Raw genomic sequence first — 17,814 nt, forward strand, 5'->3', positions numbered from 1 at the left:
CCACCAGGCCGGCAGCACCATGGGCGAGATCGTCGCCTCGGTGCAGCGCGTCACCGACATCATGGCCGAGATTTCCGCTGCTTCGCAGGAACAGAGCGCGGGCATCGAGCAGGTCAACCAGACCGTGGTGCAGATGGACGAGACCACCCAGCAGAACGCCGCACTGGTGGAGGAAGCCACCGCCGCCGCACGTGCGATGGAAGACCAGGCCGCACAGCTTGCAGATGCCGTGGCGATCTTCCGGCTCGACAACCAGGTCTCGGCCGCGATGCAGGCCGTTGCCGCGCGGGTCGAGCCGGCGAGAGTCACCACCGTGGCACCTCCGCAGCCAAGCCGTGCGGCAGCACCTGCACCGATACCGCCACGTCGCAGCAGCAACGCCAGCACCTTCGCCGCCAGCGACAGCGACTGGCAGGAATTCTGAGACCCACCCGCGGCGGCTTCGGCCGCCGCCCCCGCCGATGGACACGTCCCCCGTGCAAAGTCCTACCCCCATCGTCACCGGCCCGCGCGAATTCGAGTTCGCCGACCGCGATTTCCGCCGCGTCTGCGACCTGATCTACCAGCGCGTGGGCATCGCCCTCGCCCCTGCAAAACGCGACATGGTCTATGGCCGCCTGTCGCGCCGCCTGCGCACGCTGGGCATGCGCAGCTTCCAGCAGTACCTGGACCATCTGGAGCAGGAAGATGGTGACGAGTGGCAGGCGTTCACCAACGCGCTGACCACCAACCTGACCTCGTTCTTCCGCGAACCGCACCACTTCGACAAGCTGCGCGAAGAACTGCAGCAGCGCTCCAGCCGCACGCCGTTGCTGCTGTGGTCGTGCGCGGCGTCCACGGGTGAAGAGCCCTACTCGATGGCGATCACCGCGTGCGAGGCCTTTGGCACCCTGAAGCCGCCGGTGCGCATCATTGCCACCGACGTCGATACACAGGTGCTGGCCACCGCCGGCCGCGGCGTCTACAACATCGATCGCGTCGCCAGCCTCGATCCGGACCTGCGCCGCCGCTACTTCCAGCGTGGCAGCGGCCCCAACGAGGGCCAGTGCCGCGTGCTGCCTGCGCTGCGCGAGCTGATCGAATTCCGCCCATTGAACCTGCTCGCCCCGCGCTACGACGTCGGTGGCCCGTTCGATGCGTTGTTCTGCCGCAACGTGATGATCTACTTCGACAAGCCAACCCAGCGCGCGATCCTCGGCCGGCTGGTACAGCACCTGGCCGATGACGGCCTGCTTTACACCGGACACTCGGAGAACTACCTGCACGCCGCCGACCTGATCCAGCCCTGCGGCCGCACCCTTTACCGCCGTGCGGCGAAGGCCGGCGCATGAATGCTTCGCTGCGTACCGACGATGTGATGCGCTACCAGGATGCGCGCTTCCAGACCATTGCCGCCAAGCTGCTGCCGACCCAGTACCTGGTGGTCGATGACACCACCGCGCTGACCACCACCCTGGGTTCGTGCGTGGCCGCCTGCCTGCGCGACCCGGTACTGAAGATCGGCGGCATGAACCACTTCCTGCTGCCGGAAGGCAACGCCGGCGACGGCGCACCTGCGCGTTACGGAAGCTACGCGATGGAACTGCTGATCAACGACATGCTCAAGCGCGGCGCACACCGCAAGCGCATCGAGGCCAAGGTGTTCGGCGGCGCCAACGTGCTCAAGGGCTTCACCAGCAATCCGGTCGGTACCCGCAACGCCGAGTTCGTGCGCCAGTACCTGCAGGCCGAGCATATTCCGATCATTGCCGAGGACCTGTGCGGCATCCATCCGCGCAAGATCTGGTTCTTCGCCGATACCGGCCGCGTGGTGGTGCAGCGCCTGCCGCATGCCCACGAAGCCGAAGTGGCTGCCACCGAATCGGCGGTGCGTGCACGTCTGTCCAAGGCCCCGGTCACCGGCGGCGTGGAGTTGTTCGAATGACCCTGACCGGCAACGCCCCCTGCCGGGTCCTGATCGTCGACGACTCTGCCGTCGTGCGGCAGATGCTCACGGAAATCCTGTCCAGCGACCCGGCCATCGACGTGGTCGGCACCGCGGCTGACCCGCTGTTGGCGCGCGAGAAGATCAAGCGCCTACTCCCGGACGTGATCACCCTGGACGTGGAAATGCCGCGCATGGACGGGCTGGCGTTCCTGGAAAACCTGATGCGCCTGCATCCGCTGCCGGTGGTGATGATTTCTTCGCTGACCGAACGCGGCGCCGACACCACGCTGCAGGCGCTGGCACTGGGCGCGGTGGACTTCGTCTCCAAGCCCAAGCTGGACGTCGCACGCGGCCTGCAGGGCTACGCCGACGAAATCATCGCCAAGGTGAAGATGGCGGCGCGCTCGCGGGTGCGACCGCTGGTGCGCGCGGCCGCCCCGAAGCTCACGCTGGACGCAGCGCCGGCAACGCGTGCTGCCTCGCCGCAGTTCCGTACCACCGACCGCCTGATCGCGATCGGCTCGTCAGCCGGTGGCACCGAAGCGCTGCGCGTGGTGCTGGAAGGCATGCCTGCCGACGCGCCCGCCGTGGTGATGACCCAGCACCTGCCGGCCAGCTTCAGCAGCGCCTTCGCCGAACGCCTGGACCGCCACTCGGCCATGGCTGTGCGCGAGGCCAGCGACGGCGAAGCGGTGCTGCCCGGCCATGCCTACCTGCCACCCGGCGGCAAGCACCTGCGCATCATCCGTGACGGTGCACGCTGGCGCTGCCGCGTCGACGACGGCCCAGCGGTGAACCGGCACAAGCCGGCGGTGGACGTGCTGTTCCGCTCGGTCGCGCAGAGCGCGGGTGGCAATGCCATCGGGGCCATCCTCACCGGCATGGGTGACGACGGCGCACGCGGCCTGCTGGAAATGCGCCAGGCCGGCGCGCCGACACTGGTGCAGGACGAGGCCACCAGCGTGGTCTGGGGCATGCCCGGTGCAGCGTTCAAACTCGGCGCCGCTGAGGAACAGGTGCCACTGGAACGGATTGCCGAGCGGCTGCTGGCGCTCGCTCGCGGCTGATAGCGCGCCCCGGCTCAAGGACTCCGCGGGCAGTAGATCCACGCCATGCGTGGATGACTTTGTAGAGTCGAGCCGCGCTCGACTCATCGCGCATCGCACGAACAGCAGCCAAGCATGGACTCGGCGCTACAGGCCATCAGGCAACAAGAAAAGGTGCCGGCTTTCATCGGGGTTCTTCGTTTCAAGGTGCCGGCTTTCATCGGGGTTCTTCGTTTCAACGCGCTACCCGCGTGTGTGCTTTGATAGCGGTATTGCACAAGGAATGCTGCACATGATCAAAGGCATATGGAAGGCCGCCCTGGCGGCCGTACTGCTTTCATTGCCACTGGCACCCGCCAGCGCCAGTGGCGATCTGTTCTACTTCGAGGCCAAGCAGGGTGATGTGTTCTTCATGCTGATGCTGGTGGGTCGCGAAGATCCCGGCGCGGTAAGCGTCAGCTGGAAAGGCCCGTCTATCCCGCCGTACCCCAACGTGCATCGCCGCTACTACATCGAATTCAACCGTGCAAAGCGCCAGGCCTACGTGCGTCCACTTGACCGTGATGGACTGCCTTGGTTCGAGATGGATGTCTCCGGTAAGAGCGGCAACGTGCTGATCGGCGGCCGTCGGCTGGAAGGCAGCGCAGACTGGACCGTGCAGTAGCGCCGGAAGCCTGAGCGTTGCGTTGTTTCCAACACGCCCAGATTTTCCATTTGGATCGCACCAGGCTCCAGCCATACCAGGCAGTCAATGGTCCGACTATTGGCTGGGACGAGGATGCAGACGCCCCAGAACGGTCCCGTCGAGCTTGATCAGCTCCAAGGTCTGATCTGTCTTCAACGTCTCAAACAGACCATCCGGTCGAGAATGAATCGATAGAAATCCCTGTTCGAACAGCGTCGTTTCTGTGTCCGGGTCAAGAAAATTAACCGTAATATCACCGGCACTGTTTCGCTCACGCACTGAAACCAGGCCTTTCGAAACATTCACGTAGCCGTAGCGGGGCGCCAGCCTCCACCGCCCCGACTCATCCAGAAGACCCCAACGGCCACGTAGTGAGAGCGCATAGACTCTTGTTCCATCCGCCAAAAAATCCGGTAAGGGATCATGCAGCGTGAAATCAGCCACCGCATTGCCACGCAGATCGAGTATGTGATACCCGGGGTCATATCCCGGCCGTTCGAATGCCGCGACCAGATTCGGACCCAATGGTCTTATTCGACGGTAGCGAGGAGGAATCAGCCAAGCACCCGTAGCATCTATTACACCCCATCCTCCATCGGCTTGGGCCAACAGCAGTTGGTCATCCAGTCCTTCCGCGGTTTGAAAAGGCGCAAGTCGGTAGTACAGGGAAGACGAGATGCTGCCATCTTCCAGCATCATGAAACGCACCCCCGCTTCGCCGGGCTTTTGATACTCGACGATCCTGCGGTTCAACGGATGCAGGCCTGCAGCGCGTTGCAGGGAGCGCAGCGACCCATCCAGGCCTACAACGTATTCATCATCTTCCGAACTGAAGATTACATACCCCACTCGTTCAGCGAACTCATCTGTCTTCATACAGTGGCCTGCAGGCGTCGGAAACATCAAACCCGCGCGCGTGAAATGCAGGCACTGGCCGTCTTCGGCTACCGCAGAAAGCAGGTACCCACCCCGACCAAACTTGAACCGATATCGACCCATGGGCGCCACTTGCACCCCGTGGGGATCCAGCACCGTGTCGTTCCCGCCCTGGGTGGCGAGCGCGAAACCCGAACTGTTGAAGGTCATCTGATCGTAGTCCTGGCGCCCTATGCCTGCCAGTGATCGATCAACCAGGCCAAAGTGGACACCATCGCGCGAAGCGATGGCCACTTCCCCCTCATGACCCACGGGACCAAAGCTACCAAAGACACTGAAAACGGGACCGGACCTGCCCTTTGCGTCAAGGAAGTGGGTCGTGCAGCGCCGCTTTTCACTGTTGCAGAGTTCTACAGCCGGGTTTCCTGCCCAGGACGCCGAGCGCAGGAGATCGATCTCGCCTTTCTCCTCAAACCGACGCACCAATCGGCCTCGTGCATTGAAGAAGTCGATTCGCGTGTACGCCTTGGGCGGGCTCCGCAGCAATACCTTGGCTTCGATCATCCCGTTGCCATGTACCTCAACCGAGTCGTAATGCGCTTCAAGGACGATACGCCCTTCTGAATTCATGACGCCCCTGTTCTCCCCCCTTTCGAAGACCGCCACCCCATTTTTGAAGGGGCGGAGGTATTGCATTCCCCGATGCTCGACCAGTTGCCGGCCCGTGCCATCCAGCACCACGCAGCGACCCTCATGACAGAGGCTGTGGCGTGTAGTCCTGTCGAGACGGGGCGGCGGCTTGATAGACAGCGGCATCGCAGACGCCGGCGTTGCGCCGACCGATGGCGCCATGGTCAGAAGTACGGAGGCCAGCAGAGTCCCGAAGGCCTGGGTGATGACGCTGCGGCGATGGGCAGGGCTGGGAGTCGTCAGCAGAAATGAATGGCGCATCTCAGGCAAGACCCGAATGGTGGGCATCCACGGTAGGCGCCATGCGTCGCCAGAGACATACAATTTGTCCGAAAGTGCCCTGTCCACAAAAAAACCCCCGGCTTTCACCGGGGGTTCTTCGTTTCAACGGGATGCCAGCCAGCGGCCGGCACTACCGCATCAGGCAGCGACCGTGCTGGCCACGTCCTGGTATTCCTCGATCTGGTCAAAGTTCATGTAGCGGTAGATCTCCGCACCATTGGCGTTGATCACGCCGATGTCCGCCATGTACTCCTCCTTGGTCGGGATGCGGCCCAGGCGCGAGCAGATCGCCGCCAGTTCCGCCGAACCCAGGTACACGTTGGTGTTGCGGCCCAGGCGGTTCGGGAAGTTGCGGGTCGAGGTCGACATCGCGGTGGAACCCTCGCGGATCTGCGCCTGGTTGCCCATGCACAGCGAGCAGCCCGGCATTTCCATGCGCGCGCCGGTAGCGCCGAAGGTGCCGTACACGCCTTCCTTGGTCAGCTCCGAGGCGTCCATCTTGGTCGGCGGGGCCACCCACAGGCGGGTCGGCAGGTCACGCTTGCCTTCCAGCAGCTTGGCAGCGGCGCGGAAGTGACCGATGTTGGTCATGCACGAACCGATGAACACTTCGTCGATCTTGGCACCGGCCACTTCGGACAGGGTCTTCACGTCGTCCGGGTCGTTCGGGCAGGCCACGATCGGCTCGTGGATGTCGGCCAGGTCGATCTCGATGACGGCGGCGTACTCGGCGTCCGCATCCGGCTCCAGCAGCTGCGGGTTGGCCAGCCACGCTTCCATCTTCTCGATGCGACGCTGCAGCGAACGCGGATCCTGGTAACCCTCGGCAATCATCCACTTCAGCAGGGTGATGTTGCTGGTCAGGTACTCGATGATCGGTTCCTTGTTCAGGCGCACCGAGCAACCGGCCGCCGAACGCTCGGCCGAGGCGTCGGACAGTTCGAACGCCTGTTCGACCTTCAGCTCCGGCAGGCCTTCGATTTCCAGGATGCGGCCGGAGAAGATGTTCTTCTTGCCCGCCTTGGCCACGGTCAGCAGGCCCGACTTGATCGCGTACAGCGGGATCGCGTTGACCAGGTCACGCAGGGTCACGCCCGGCTGCATCTTGCCCTTGAAGCGCACCAGCACCGACTCCGGCATGTCCAGCGGCATCACGCCGGTGGCCGCAGCGAAGGCGACCAGGCCCGAACCGGCCGGGAACGAAATACCCACCGGGAAACGGGTGTGCGAGTCACCACCGGTGCCGACGGTGTCCGGCAGCAGCATGCGGTTGAGCCAGCTGTGGATCACGCCGTCGCCCGGGCGCAGCGAAACGCCGCCACGGGTGGAGATGAACTCCGGCAGGGTGTGGTGGGTCTTCACGTCCACCGGCTTCGGGTACGCGGCGGTATGGCAGAACGACTGCATCACCAGGTCGGCCGAGAAGCCCAGGCACGCCAGGTCCTTCAGCTCGTCGCGGGTCATCGGGCCGGTGGTGTCCTGCGAGCCGACCGAGGTCATCTTCGGTTCGCAGTAGGTGCCCGGGCGCATGCCCTGGCCTTCCGGCAGGCCACAGGCGCGGCCGACCATCTTCTGCGCCAGCGAGAAGCCCTTGCCGGTATCGGCCGGCTGCACCGGCAGGCGGAACAGGTCGGTCGGGGCCAGGCCCAGCGCTTCGCGCGCCTTGCCGGTCAGGCCACGGCCGATGATCAGCGGAATGCGGCCGCCGGCACGCACTTCATCGAACAGCACGTCGGACTTGACCTGGAACTCGGCGATCACTTCGCCGTTCTTCAGCGCCTTGCCTTCGTACGGGCGCAGCTCGATGACGTCGCCGTGCTCCATCTTCGACACGTCCAGCTCGATCGGCAGCGCACCGGCATCTTCCATGGTGTTGTAGAAGATCGGCGCGATCTTGCCGCCCAGGCACACGCCACCGGCGCGCTTGTTCGGGATGTACGGAATGTCATCGCCGGTCCACCACAGCACGCTGTTGGTGGCCGACTTGCGCGAGGAACCGGTGCCGACCACGTCGCCGACGTAGGCCACCAGGTGACCCTTTTCCTTCAGCGACAGGATCTGCTGGATCGGGCCGCGCTTGCCGTCTTCTTCCGGGGTGAACGGCGCATCGTCGCGCTTGTTCTTCAGCATCGCCAGAGCGTGCATCGGAATGTCCGGGCGGGTGGTCGCGTCCGGTGCCGGCGACAGGTCATCGGTGTTGGTTTCGCCCGGCACCTTGAACACGGTGACGGTCAGGCTCTGCGGCACTTCCGGGTTGCTGGTGAACCACTCGGCATCGGCCCAGCTCTGCAGCACGGCCTGGGCGTTGGCGTTGCCGGCCTTGGCCTTTTCCTGCACGTCATGGAACGCATCGAACACCAGCAGGGTCTTCTTGAGGCCATTGGCGGCAATGGTGCCGACGCTGGCGTCGTCCAGCAGCTGCACCAGCGGCGCAACGTTGTAACCGCCGAGCATGGTGCCCAGCAGTTCGGTGCCGCGCTCGCGGCTGATCAGCGGGTTCTGCTCGCTGCCCAGGGCGATCGCCGCCAGGTACGACGCCTTGACCTTGGCCGCGTCATCGACGCCGGCCGGCACGCGGTGGGTCAGCAGGTCGAGCAGGAACTCGGCCTCGCCCTGCGGCGGGTTCTTCAGCAGTTCGATGACATCGGCCGTCTGCTGCGCGCTCAGCGGCAGCGGCGGGATGCCAAGCGCAGCGCGCTCGGCGACGTGGTGGCGGTAGGCTTCCAACATGACAACTCCCGGGTAATGCGTAGGTTGAAAAATCAAAAGTGGGCTCAGGCGTGCGGCACGATCAGCTTCAGGCCCTTGAAGTAGTCGCGGTAAAACGTATCGTTCCAGGTGATCAGGCCATCGCACTGCAGCAGTGCGTGGGCGCCGACCATGAATTCGTCCAGGCTGCGGCGGCTGCCGCCACGCTGGCGATGACGACGGTGCATCTCGCCGGCGCGCAGCGCCGACTTGGCCTCCATCGGGTTGAAGTGCACGCCCATCTCTTCCAGTGCTTCGAGCACTTCGGCACCGCCGCGCAGCGATGCGCACACTTCGGCGAGGGTTGCGCCACAGACCACCACGCGGCCACCGACCAGGCTCTGCCGGAGGATGGCTTCCACGGCATCGGCCTGCGGACCATTGCTGAGCAGCTCGACCAGCACCGGTGAATCGACGGCGATCATCACGGCTTACTCCTCGTCACGCACCGCGCGCACCGCCGCGTCGGATGACTCGAAGCCGTCCAGCGCGAACTTGCCGCGCGCCCGCGAAATGGCATCGTCAACACTCTTGCGCAGGATGATGCGGCTGCCGTCCAGCTCGACCTTCAGCAGCGTGCCCTTGGTCAGGCCGAGGGCATCACGCACCGCCTTGGGCAGGGTGATCTGTCCGCGTTCTGCAACAGTGGCTTCCATCGGTAGGCCCTCCAGAGTATGCACAAATTATACATACTTCCCCGGGCATACTTCCACCCTGAACAGGACCGGCGCCCCGCCAGCCCTTGCCTCGCAAAGGATCGGCCACAAACGTGACATACGCCATACACCTTCCCCTGTAGTCTGGAACCGATGCCGCAGGCCGGAGCCCGGCCCGGATGAATCCATTCAGTCTGGAGTTCATACTGGGACGACCGGGGCCGTCAGGCCCGCGGCGACCGCAAGCAGGCCCGCCCATGCGCGGGCCACTGCAAGCCATCCGCAAGAAGGAGTCATCCCGCATGAGCGATTCGTTCTCCACCCGCAGCCAGCTGAACGTCGGCGGCAAGACCTACGACTACTTCAGCCTGCCCACGCTGGGCCAGCGCTTCGATATCTCCCACCTGCCCTACTCGATGAAGATCCTGCTGGAGAACCTGCTCCGGCACGAGGACGGCGGCATCACCGTCGGCAAGGACCACATCGAGGCCGTGGCCCGCTGGAACCCGGCGGCCGAGCCGGACACCGAAATCGCGTTCATGCCCGCGCGCGTGGTGCTGCAGGACTTCACCGGCGTGCCCTGCGTGGTCGACCTGGCCGCGATGCGCGACGCCGTCGTCAAGCTTGGCGGCAAGCCGGAGCAGATCAATCCGCAGATTCCCTCCGAACTGGTCATCGACCACTCGGTGCAGGTCGATGTGTTCGGCAAGCCCGACGCGCTGGACCTCAACGGCAAGATCGAATTCCAGCGCAACCAGGAGCGCTATGGCTTCCTGCGCTGGGGCCAGAAGGCCTTCGACAACTTCAAGGTGGTGCCGCCCAACACCGGCATCGTCCACCAGGTGAACCTGGAAAACCTCGCCCGCGTGGTGATGACCGCGGACAAGGACGGCAAGGCGGTGGCCTATCCGGATACGGTGTTTGGTACCGACAGCCACACCACCATGATCAATGGCATCGGCGTGCTGGGCTGGGGCGTGGGCGGCATCGAAGCGGAGGCCGCCATGCTCGGCCAGCCGTCGTCGATGCTGATCCCGCAGGTGGTCGGCTTCAAGCTGACCGGCAAGCTGCCCGAGGGCGCCACCGCCACCGACCTGGTGCTGACCGTCACCCAGATGCTGCGCAAGCTGGGCGTGGTGGGCAAGTTCGTCGAGTTCTACGGTGACGGCCTGCAGCACCTGCCACTGGCCGACCGCGCCACCATCGGCAACATGGCCCCGGAATACGGCGCCACCTGCGGCATCTTCCCGATCGACGCCGAATCGCTGAACTACCTGCGCCTGTCGGGCCGCAGCGAAGAGCAGATCGATCTGGTCGAGGCCTATGCCAAGGCGCAGGGCCTGTGGCACGAGCCGAGCAGCCCGCACGCCCAGTACAGCACCACGCTGGAACTGGACATGGGCACGGTGAAGCCGTCGCTGGCCGGCCCTAAGCGTCCGCAGGACCGCGTGCTGCTGGAAGACGTGCAGAAGAACTACCGCGAAGCGCTGGTCGGCATGACCGCCAACCGTGACAAGCGCAACGAGGACGTTGCCACCTTCGTCAACGAAGGCGGCGGCGCCGCAGTCGGCAACGAGCAGCTGGCCAAGGGCTTCGCCGACATCGAGATCGAAGGCCGCAAGGTGCGGCTGAAGGATGGCGCAGTGGTCATCGCCGCCATCACCTCGTGCACCAACACCTCCAACCCGGCGGTGATGATCGGTGCCGGCCTGCTGGCCCGCAACGCGGCCGCCAAGGGCCTGAACCGCCAGCCGTGGGTCAAGACCTCGCTCGGCCCAGGCTCGCGCGTGGTCACCGACTACCTTGAAAAGGCCGGCGTGCTGAAGGAGCTGGAGAAGATCGGCTTCTACGTGGTCGGCTACGGCTGCACCACCTGCATCGGCAACTCCGGCCCGCTGCCAACCGAAGTCAGCGCCGGCATCGCAACCGGCGACCTGGTGGTGACCTCGGTGCTGTCGGGCAACCGCAACTTCGAGGGCCGCGTGCACCCCGAAGTAAAGATGAACTACCTGGCCAGCCCGCCGCTGGTGGTGGCCTACGCCATCGCCGGCACCACCGACATCGACCTGACCACCCAGCCGCTCGGCACCGGCAGCGACGGCCAGCCGGTGTTCCTGCGTGACATCTGGCCGAGCAACAAGGAAATCGGCGATGTCATCGCCGCCACCATCGGCCCGGAGATGTTCAAGCAGAACTACGCCGATGTGTTCAAGGGCGATACCCGCTGGAACACCATCGCCTCGCCGGACGGCAACCTGTACGAGTGGAGCGACGCCTCCACCTACATCAAGAACCCGCCCTACTTCGATGGCATGACCATGCAGACCGGCAGCATCGACGACGTGCACGGCGCACGCGTGATGGGCCTGTTCGGCGACTCGATCACCACCGACCACATCTCCCCGGCCGGCAACATCAAGAAGGACTCGCCGGCGGGCCGCTTCCTGCAGGAACGCGGCGTGCAGCCGGCCGACTTCAACAGCTACGGCAGCCGCCGCGGCAACGACGACGTCATGGTCCGCGGCACCTTCGCCAACATCCGCATCAAGAACCTGATGTTCGGTGGCGAGGAAGGCGGCAACACCCTGTACTACCCCGCCGGTGGTGGCCAGCCGGAGAAGCTGGCGATCTACGATGCGGCCATGAAGTACAAGGCCGACAAGGTGCCGCTGGTGGTGCTGGCCGGCAAGGAATACGGCACCGGTTCGTCGCGCGACTGGGCGGCCAAGGGCACCCTGCTGCTGGGGGTGAAGGCGGTCATCGCCGAAAGCTTCGAACGCATCCACCGCTCCAACCTGGTCGGCATGGGCGTGCTGCCGCTGCAGTTCCGCAACGGCGAGAACGCACAGACGCTGGGCCTGGACGGCTCGGAAGTGATCGACGTCACCGGCCTGCAGGACGGTGCAAGCAAGCGCGCCACGGTCACCGCTACCAGGGCCGACGGCACCAGGAAGACCTTCGAGGTGTCGGTGATGCTGCTGACCCCGAAGGAAGTCGAGTACTTCCGTCATGGCGGCCTGCTGCAGTACGTGCTGCGCCAGTTGGCCAGCAAGTAACGAAAAAAGGGCCGGATCCTTGCGGGTCCGGCCCTTTGCGTTTGCGATGCCCCCTTGTAGAGCCGAGCCTGCGCTCGGCTGCTTCTGCGCCAACAGCAGCCGAGCATGGGCTCGGCTCTACAGAAGCACTCAGCGGCGTGGCGCATCCGGGTCGGTGCGCAGCGCCTTCAACAGGCCCCACATGTAGAACGCCAGGGTGAACGAGAACGGCAGGCCGCACAGCACGACCGCCGTCTGCATCGCGCTGAAGTTGCCGGCCAGCAGCAGGCCGACGCTGGCCACGGTGATGCCGGCGGCCCAGAACACGCGCAGCCAGATCGGCGCGTCATGGCCATCTTCGACGCCATCGTCAACACGACGGGTGCACAGGTTGGCGATCATCAGCGTGCCCGAGTCGACCGGGGTCAGGAACAGCACGAAGCCGATCACCACCGCGGCACCGGCCACGTATGGCGCGCCGGGCAGGTATTCCAGCAGCTTGAACAGCGTCATCGCTGCATCGTGCTGGGCCACCTCACCCAGGATCGCCTGGCCATGGTTGAGCACCAGGTCGATGGCGGTGTTGCCGAAGATCGACAGCCAGGCCAGGGTGAAGCCGAGCGGGATCAGCAGCACGCCCATGATCACTTCGCGGATGGTGCGGCCGCGCGAGATGCGCGCCACGAAAAGGCCGACGAACGGCGCCCAGGCGATCCACCACGCCCAGTAGAACAGCGTCCACGACCCCATCCATTCACGGCCCTTGGGATCGTTGAGGTACATGTCGAAGCTCTTGCGCACGAACGCGCCGAGATAGTCGCCGGTGTTCTGGATCAGGCCGTCGAACAGGTGCAGGGTCGGGCCGGTGACCAGCACGAACAGCAGCAAGCCGCACAGCAGGCGCACGTTGAGGTTGGACAGCCAGGCAATGCCCTTTTCCACGCCGGCCACCACGCCGACGGTGGCCACCACCATCATCACCAGCACGATGGCCACCAGCACCTGCGGCGTATCCGGGATGTGGAACAGGTAGACCAGGCCGGACTGCACCACCAGCGCGCCGATGCCGAGGTTGGTCACCATCGAGATCAGCGTGGCCAGGATGCCGAAGCCATCGACCATGTCGCCGATGCGGCCATGGATGCGCTCACCGAAGATCGGGTACAGCGCCGAGCGCAGCGCCAGCGGCAGGTCCCGGCGGTAGGCGAAGTAGCCCAGTGCCACACCGACCAGCGCGTACAGCGCCCAGCCGTGCAGGCCCCAGTGCAGGAAGGTCAGCACCATCGCCTCGCGGCCGGCGGCCACGGTGCCGCCGGGTTGCCCGGGCGGATGCAGGAAGTGGTCCAGCGGCTCGTAGGCGCCGTAGTACAGCAGCGCGATGCCGATGCCGGCCGAGAACAGCATCGAGACCCAGGCGACGTAGCCGAAGGCCGGTGATTCCTCGTTGTGGCCCAGGCGGATGCGGCCATACGGCGAGAACGCCAGCCACAGCACGAAGCCCAGGCACAGCACGATCAGCAGCATGTACCACCAGCCGAACGCGGCCGACACCTCGGCCTGCGCCCATTGCAGCCAGTGCTCGCTGGCTTCGGGATAGAGAACGGTGAGCAGCCCGAGGATGCCGATCGACACCGAGGAGCTGAGAAAGACAAAACGGTTCAAGCGCAGGGGCGAACGCTTGGGATGAGCCAGGGAAGACATGGGGTCGTCTCATCAAGTCCGAGGGAGCACATGGGCGGGGCCGGACCGGTAAACCGGGCCCATGGCGTGGGGCGCGAGCGCATCCTAGGGTTTATTGATTGAACGTTCAATCAATAAAAAGCATAATGGCGGGCAGCCCGATCCTTCGGGTCGCAAACCGTGGAGAGACAATGCCGAAGAAAGGCGTGGAACCGGTACGGCGCGAACAGCTGATCCGGGCCACTTTCCAGACCATCGACGAGATCGGCATGGCCGATGCGACCGTCGCCACCATCGCGAAGAAGGCAGGGCTGTCCAGCGGCATCGTCGCCCACTACTTCGGCGACAAGGACGGCCTGCTCAATGCGGCAATGCGGCAGATCCTGCGCGAACTGAAGGACGCCGTCGCCCGCTACCGCGCCGAGGCCAGCGATGACCCGCGCGAGCAGCTGCGTGCCATCGTCGATGGCAACTTCGACGACAGCCAGATCAACGGTACCGCGATGCGCGTCTGGCTCACCTTCTGGGCCGCCAGCATGCATCAGCCGGAACTGGCCCGGTTGCAGCGCGCCAACGACCAGCGCCTGTTCTCCAACCTGTGCCACCAGTTCAACCGCCTGCTGCCCCATCCGCAGGCCCGCCTGGCCGCCCGTGGCCTGGCCGCGATGATCGACGGCCTGTGGCTGCGCGGCAGCCTGGTCGGCGGCCAGTTCAACGCCGAGAAGTCCCGGCGCATCGCTTACGGCTACATCGACTTCCAGTTGCAGGCTGCCGCGCTATAAGCGCTTCAGCACCCGCCCCCTTCCAAGGAGTACGCCCCATGACCACCCTGCCCGTCCAACAGCTCTACATCCACGGCCAGCGCGTCGATGCCACCAGCGGCAAGACCTTCAAGACCGTCAACCCGGCCACCGGTGAGGTGATTGCCGAAGTGCAGGTTGCCAGCCAGGCCGACGTCGAGCGCGCCGTGCAGAGCGCGGCCGAGGGCCAGAAGGTCTGGGCCGCGATGACCGCGATGGAGCGCTCGCGCATCCTGCGCCGCGCCGTCGAGATCCTGCGCGAGCGCAACGACGAACTGGCCCACCTGGAAACCCTGGACACCGGCAAGGCACTGGCCGAGACCACCACCGTGGACATCGTCACCGGCGCCGACGTGGTCGAGTACTACGCGGGACTGGCCACCGCCATCGAAGGCATCCAGCTGCCGCTGCGCGAATCGAGCTTCTTCTACACCCGCCGCGAACCGCTGGGCGTGGTGGCCGGCATCGGCGCCTGGAACTACCCGATCCAGATCGCCATGTGGAAGTCGGCCCCGGCCCTGGCCGCCGGCAACGCGATGGTGTTCAAGCCCTCCGAAGTCACCCCGCTGACCGCGATCAAGCTGGCCGAGATCTATACCGAAGCCGGCGTGCCGGCCGGCGTGTTCAACGTCGTGCAGGGCCCGGGCCGCGAGATCGGCCAGTGGCTGACCGAGCACCCGGTGATCGAGAAGATCTCCTTCACCGGCGGCGTCGCCACCGGCAAGAAGGTCATGGCCAGCGCCGCGTCCTCGTCGCTGAAGGAAGTGACCATGGAACTGGGCGGCAAGTCGCCGCTGGTGATCTGCGATGACGCCGATCTGGACCGCGCCGCCGACATCGCGGTGATGGCCAATTTCTTCAGCTCCGGCCAGGTCTGCACCAACGGCACCCGCGTGTTCGTGCCGCGCAGCATGCTGGCCGCATTCGAGGCGGCCGTGGTCGAGCGCGTCAAGCGCATCCGCATCGGCGACCCGATGGCCGCCGAGACCAACTTCGGCCCGCTGACCAGCTTCCCGCACATGGAAAACGTGCTGCGCTACATCGAGAGCGGCAAGGCCGAAGGCGCCCGCCTGCTGACCGGCGGCGGCCGTGCCACCGAAGGCGCGCTGGCCAACGGTGCCTACGTGCTGCCGACCGTGTTCTCCGACTGCCGCGATGACATGACCATCGTCAAGGAGGAGATCTTCGGGCCGGTGATGAGCATCCTCGCCTACGACGACGAAGACGAAGTGGTGCGTCGTGCCAACGACACCACCTTCGGCCTCGCCGCCGGCGTGGTCAGCAAGGACATCAGCCGCGCCCACCGCATCATCCATCGCCTGGAAGCCGGCATCTGCTGGATCAACACCTGGGGTGAATCGCCGGCCGAAATGCCGGTCGGTGGCTACAAGGAATCCGGCGTCGGCCGTGAGAACGGCATCTCCACCCTCGGCCACTACACCCGCATCAAGTCGGTGCAGGTCGAGCTGGGCGACTACGCCAGCGTGTTCTGACCGGCGCGCCGCCAGCCAGCACCCTCGTCCGGCCACCGCGCCGATCCGACATTCCGCCGCGACGCCTGCCCGCAGTGCGCCGCGGCCTGCAGGAGACACCCATGAGCACCCATAACGAGTACGACTACATCATCATCGGCGCAGGCTCGGCCGGCAACGTGCTGGCCACCCGCCTCACTGAAGATGCCGATGTCAGCGTGCTGCTGCTGGAAGCCGGTGGCCCGGACTACCGGTTCGACTTCCGTACCCAGATGCCGGCCGCACTGGCCTTCCCGCTGCAGGGCAAGCGCTACAACTGGGCGTACAAGACCGATCCGGAGCCCTTCATGAACAACCGCCGCATGGACTGCGGCCGCGGCAAGGGCCTGGGTGGCTCGTCGCTGATCAACGGCATGTGCTACATCCGTGGCAATGCGATGGACTACGACAACTGGGCCAGCATGCCCGGCCTGGAAGACTGGACCTACCTCGACTGCCTGCCCTACTTCCGCAAGGCCGAAACCCGCGACATCGGCCCCAACGACTACCACGGCGGTGACGGCCCGCTGCGCGTGACCACGCCCAAGGCCGGCAACAACGAACTGTTCGCTGCGATGGTCGAGGCCGGCGTGCAGGCCGGCTACCCGCGCACCGACGATCTCAACGGCTACCAGCAGGAAGGCTTCGGCCCGATGGACCGCACGGTGACCCCGAAGGGCCGTCGCTCCAGCACCGCCCGTGGTTACCTGGACCTGGCCAAGCCGCGCCCGAACCTGACCATCGTCACCCACGCGCTGACCGACCGCATCCTGTTCTCGGGCAAGCGTGCGGTAGGCGTGCAGTGGCTGCACAACGACCAGCCGCAGCGTGCCACCGCCCGCCGCGAGGTGCTGCTGTGCGGCGGCGCCATCGCCTCGCCGCAGATCCTGCAGCGCTCGGGCGTCGGCCCGGCCGACCTGCTGCGCAGTCTGGACATCGACCTGGTGCACCACCTGCCGGGCGTCGGCGCCAACCTGCAGGACCACCTTGAGATGTACCTGCAGTACGAGTGCAAGAAGCCGGTCTCGCTGGCTCCGGCGCTGAAGCTGTACAACCAGCCGGCGATCGGTGCCGAGTGGCTGTTCCTGGGCACCGGCATCGGCGCCAGCAACCAGTTCGAGGCCGGTGGCTTCATCCGCAGCGACGCCGAATTCGACTGGCCGAACCTGCAGTACCACTTCCTGCCGGTGGCGATCAATTACAACGGCTCCAACCCGATCAAGGCGCACAGCTTCCAGATGCACGTCGGCTCGATGCGCTCGCCCAGCCGTGGCCGCATCCACGTGCGCTCGAAGGATCCGCGCGAACATCCGAGCATCCTGTTCAACTACATGTCGCACGAGCAGGACTGGCGCGAATTCCGCGCGGCGATCCGCATCACCCGCGAAATCTTCGCGCAGCCGGCGCTGGCCCCGTACAGCGGCCGCGAGATCTCGCCGGGCAGTGCACTGCAGACCGACGCGCAGATCGATGCATTCGTGCGCGAGCATGCCGAGACCGCCTACCACCCGTCCTGCTCGAACAAGATGGGCCATGCCGACGACCCGATGGCGGTGGTCGATGGCCAGGGTCGCGTTCACGGGCTGGAAGGCCTGCGCATCGTCGATGCCTCGATCATGCCGCAGGTGGTGACCGGCAACCTCAACGCGCCGACCATCATGATGGCTGAGAAGCTTGCCGATGTGATCCGTGGCCGCACCCCGCTGGCCCGCAGCACCGCGCCGTACTACAAGGCCAACGGCGCACCGGTGCGAAAGCAGGGTTGACGCAGGCGGCCCGCTTGGGGCCACGGTAGTGCCGGCCGCTGGCCGGCATCCGCCGGATCGCCTATCGAGCGCAGATGCCGGCCAGCGGCCGGCACGACCCAGCAAAGAGGCC

Annotated in this window: 14 protein-coding genes; 9 read left to right on the top strand and 5 right to left on the bottom strand. The window is 65.5% G+C overall.

The features are described 5' to 3' along the window. The 5 genes from AC5P66_RS13910 to AC5P66_RS13930 form a co-directional block, all read left to right on the top strand. The coding region (locus tag AC5P66_RS13910) for a methyl-accepting chemotaxis protein (protein ID WP_262222797.1) at nt 1-424 on the top strand (424 nt) is incomplete at its 5' end. A gap of 37 nt (nt 425-461) precedes the next feature. Continuing rightward, complete coding sequence (locus AC5P66_RS13915; RefSeq protein WP_049416359.1) at nt 462-1,331, top strand: CheR family methyltransferase; 870 nt, start codon at nt 462-464, stop codon at nt 1,329-1,331. Then, complete coding sequence (gene cheD, locus AC5P66_RS13920; RefSeq protein WP_014037083.1) at nt 1,328-1,924, top strand: chemoreceptor glutamine deamidase CheD; 597 nt, start codon at nt 1,328-1,330, stop codon at nt 1,922-1,924. Before AC5P66_RS13915 ends, cheD begins: the two co-directional genes overlap by 4 nt. Beyond that, complete coding sequence (locus AC5P66_RS13925; protein ID WP_099495842.1) at nt 1,921-2,994, top strand: protein-glutamate methylesterase/protein-glutamine glutaminase; 1,074 nt, start codon at nt 1,921-1,923, stop codon at nt 2,992-2,994. The genes cheD and AC5P66_RS13925 overlap by 4 nt, the downstream gene beginning before the upstream one ends. A 271-nt stretch (nt 2,995-3,265) precedes the next feature. Next, nucleotides 3,266-3,637: a hypothetical protein gene (locus AC5P66_RS13930; protein WP_134731698.1), complete on the top strand. Its 372-nt coding sequence runs from the start codon at nt 3,266-3,268 to the stop codon at nt 3,635-3,637. A gap of 96 nt (nt 3,638-3,733) precedes the next feature. Here the strand turns inward: AC5P66_RS13930 and AC5P66_RS13935 are convergent, their stop codons facing one another. The 4 genes from AC5P66_RS13935 to AC5P66_RS13950 all read right to left on the bottom strand — a co-directional run bounded on the left by AC5P66_RS13935 (nt 3,734) and on the right by AC5P66_RS13950 (nt 8,910). Beyond that, entirely contained in the window at nt 3,734-5,512 is a 1,779-nt protein-coding gene (locus tag AC5P66_RS13935; protein WP_111096381.1) for a WG repeat-containing protein, read from the bottom strand. Between the two features lie 132 nt (nt 5,513-5,644). Then, nucleotides 5,645-8,236, bottom strand: coding sequence for a bifunctional aconitate hydratase 2/2-methylisocitrate dehydratase (acnB, locus tag AC5P66_RS13940; protein ID WP_099495844.1), 2,592 nt, complete (start codon nt 8,234-8,236; stop codon nt 5,645-5,647). 44 nt (nt 8,237-8,280) lie between these two features. Further along, nucleotides 8,281-8,679 carry a type II toxin-antitoxin system VapC family toxin gene (locus AC5P66_RS13945; RefSeq protein ID WP_005416402.1) on the bottom strand — a complete coding sequence of 133 codons (399 nt, stop codon included), beginning with the start codon at nt 8,677-8,679 and terminating at the stop codon, nt 8,281-8,283. Nucleotides 8,680-8,685: 6 nt separating this feature from the next. Then, nucleotides 8,686-8,910, bottom strand: coding sequence for an AbrB/MazE/SpoVT family DNA-binding domain-containing protein (locus tag AC5P66_RS13950; protein ID WP_005409505.1), 225 nt, complete (start codon nt 8,908-8,910; stop codon nt 8,686-8,688). Between the two features lie 302 nt (nt 8,911-9,212). Here AC5P66_RS13950 and acnA point away from each other — a divergent pair, with 302 nt between their 5' ends. Then, nucleotides 9,213-11,966: an aconitate hydratase AcnA gene (gene acnA / locus AC5P66_RS13955; RefSeq protein ID WP_099495845.1), complete on the top strand. Its 2,754-nt coding sequence runs from the start codon at nt 9,213-9,215 to the stop codon at nt 11,964-11,966. A gap of 129 nt (nt 11,967-12,095) precedes the next feature. Here acnA and AC5P66_RS13960 read toward each other — a convergent pair whose 3' ends face one another. Then, on the bottom strand, nt 12,096-13,646 hold the full coding sequence (locus AC5P66_RS13960) for a BCCT family transporter (protein ID WP_099495846.1): 1,551 nt from the start codon (nt 13,644-13,646) through the stop codon (nt 12,096-12,098). Nucleotides 13,647-13,816: 170 nt separating this feature from the next. Between AC5P66_RS13960 and betI the strand changes: the two genes are divergently transcribed. From betI to betA, 3 genes are all read left to right on the top strand, one after another. Further along, nucleotides 13,817-14,407 carry a transcriptional regulator BetI gene (gene betI / locus AC5P66_RS13965; protein WP_049413944.1) on the top strand — a complete coding sequence of 197 codons (591 nt, stop codon included), beginning with the start codon at nt 13,817-13,819 and terminating at the stop codon, nt 14,405-14,407. Between the two features lie 38 nt (nt 14,408-14,445). After that, nucleotides 14,446-15,918 carry a betaine-aldehyde dehydrogenase gene (betB, locus tag AC5P66_RS13970; RefSeq protein WP_099495847.1) on the top strand — a complete coding sequence of 491 codons (1,473 nt, stop codon included), beginning with the start codon at nt 14,446-14,448 and terminating at the stop codon, nt 15,916-15,918. 101 nt (nt 15,919-16,019) lie between these two features. Next, on the top strand, nt 16,020-17,702 hold the full coding sequence (gene betA, locus AC5P66_RS13975; RefSeq protein WP_021202070.1) for a choline dehydrogenase: 1,683 nt from the start codon (nt 16,020-16,022) through the stop codon (nt 17,700-17,702). The last annotated feature ends 112 nt before the right edge of the window (nt 17,703-17,814 follow it).

Source organism: Stenotrophomonas sp. YJH_SMC_122 (genome assembly GCF_059369535.1).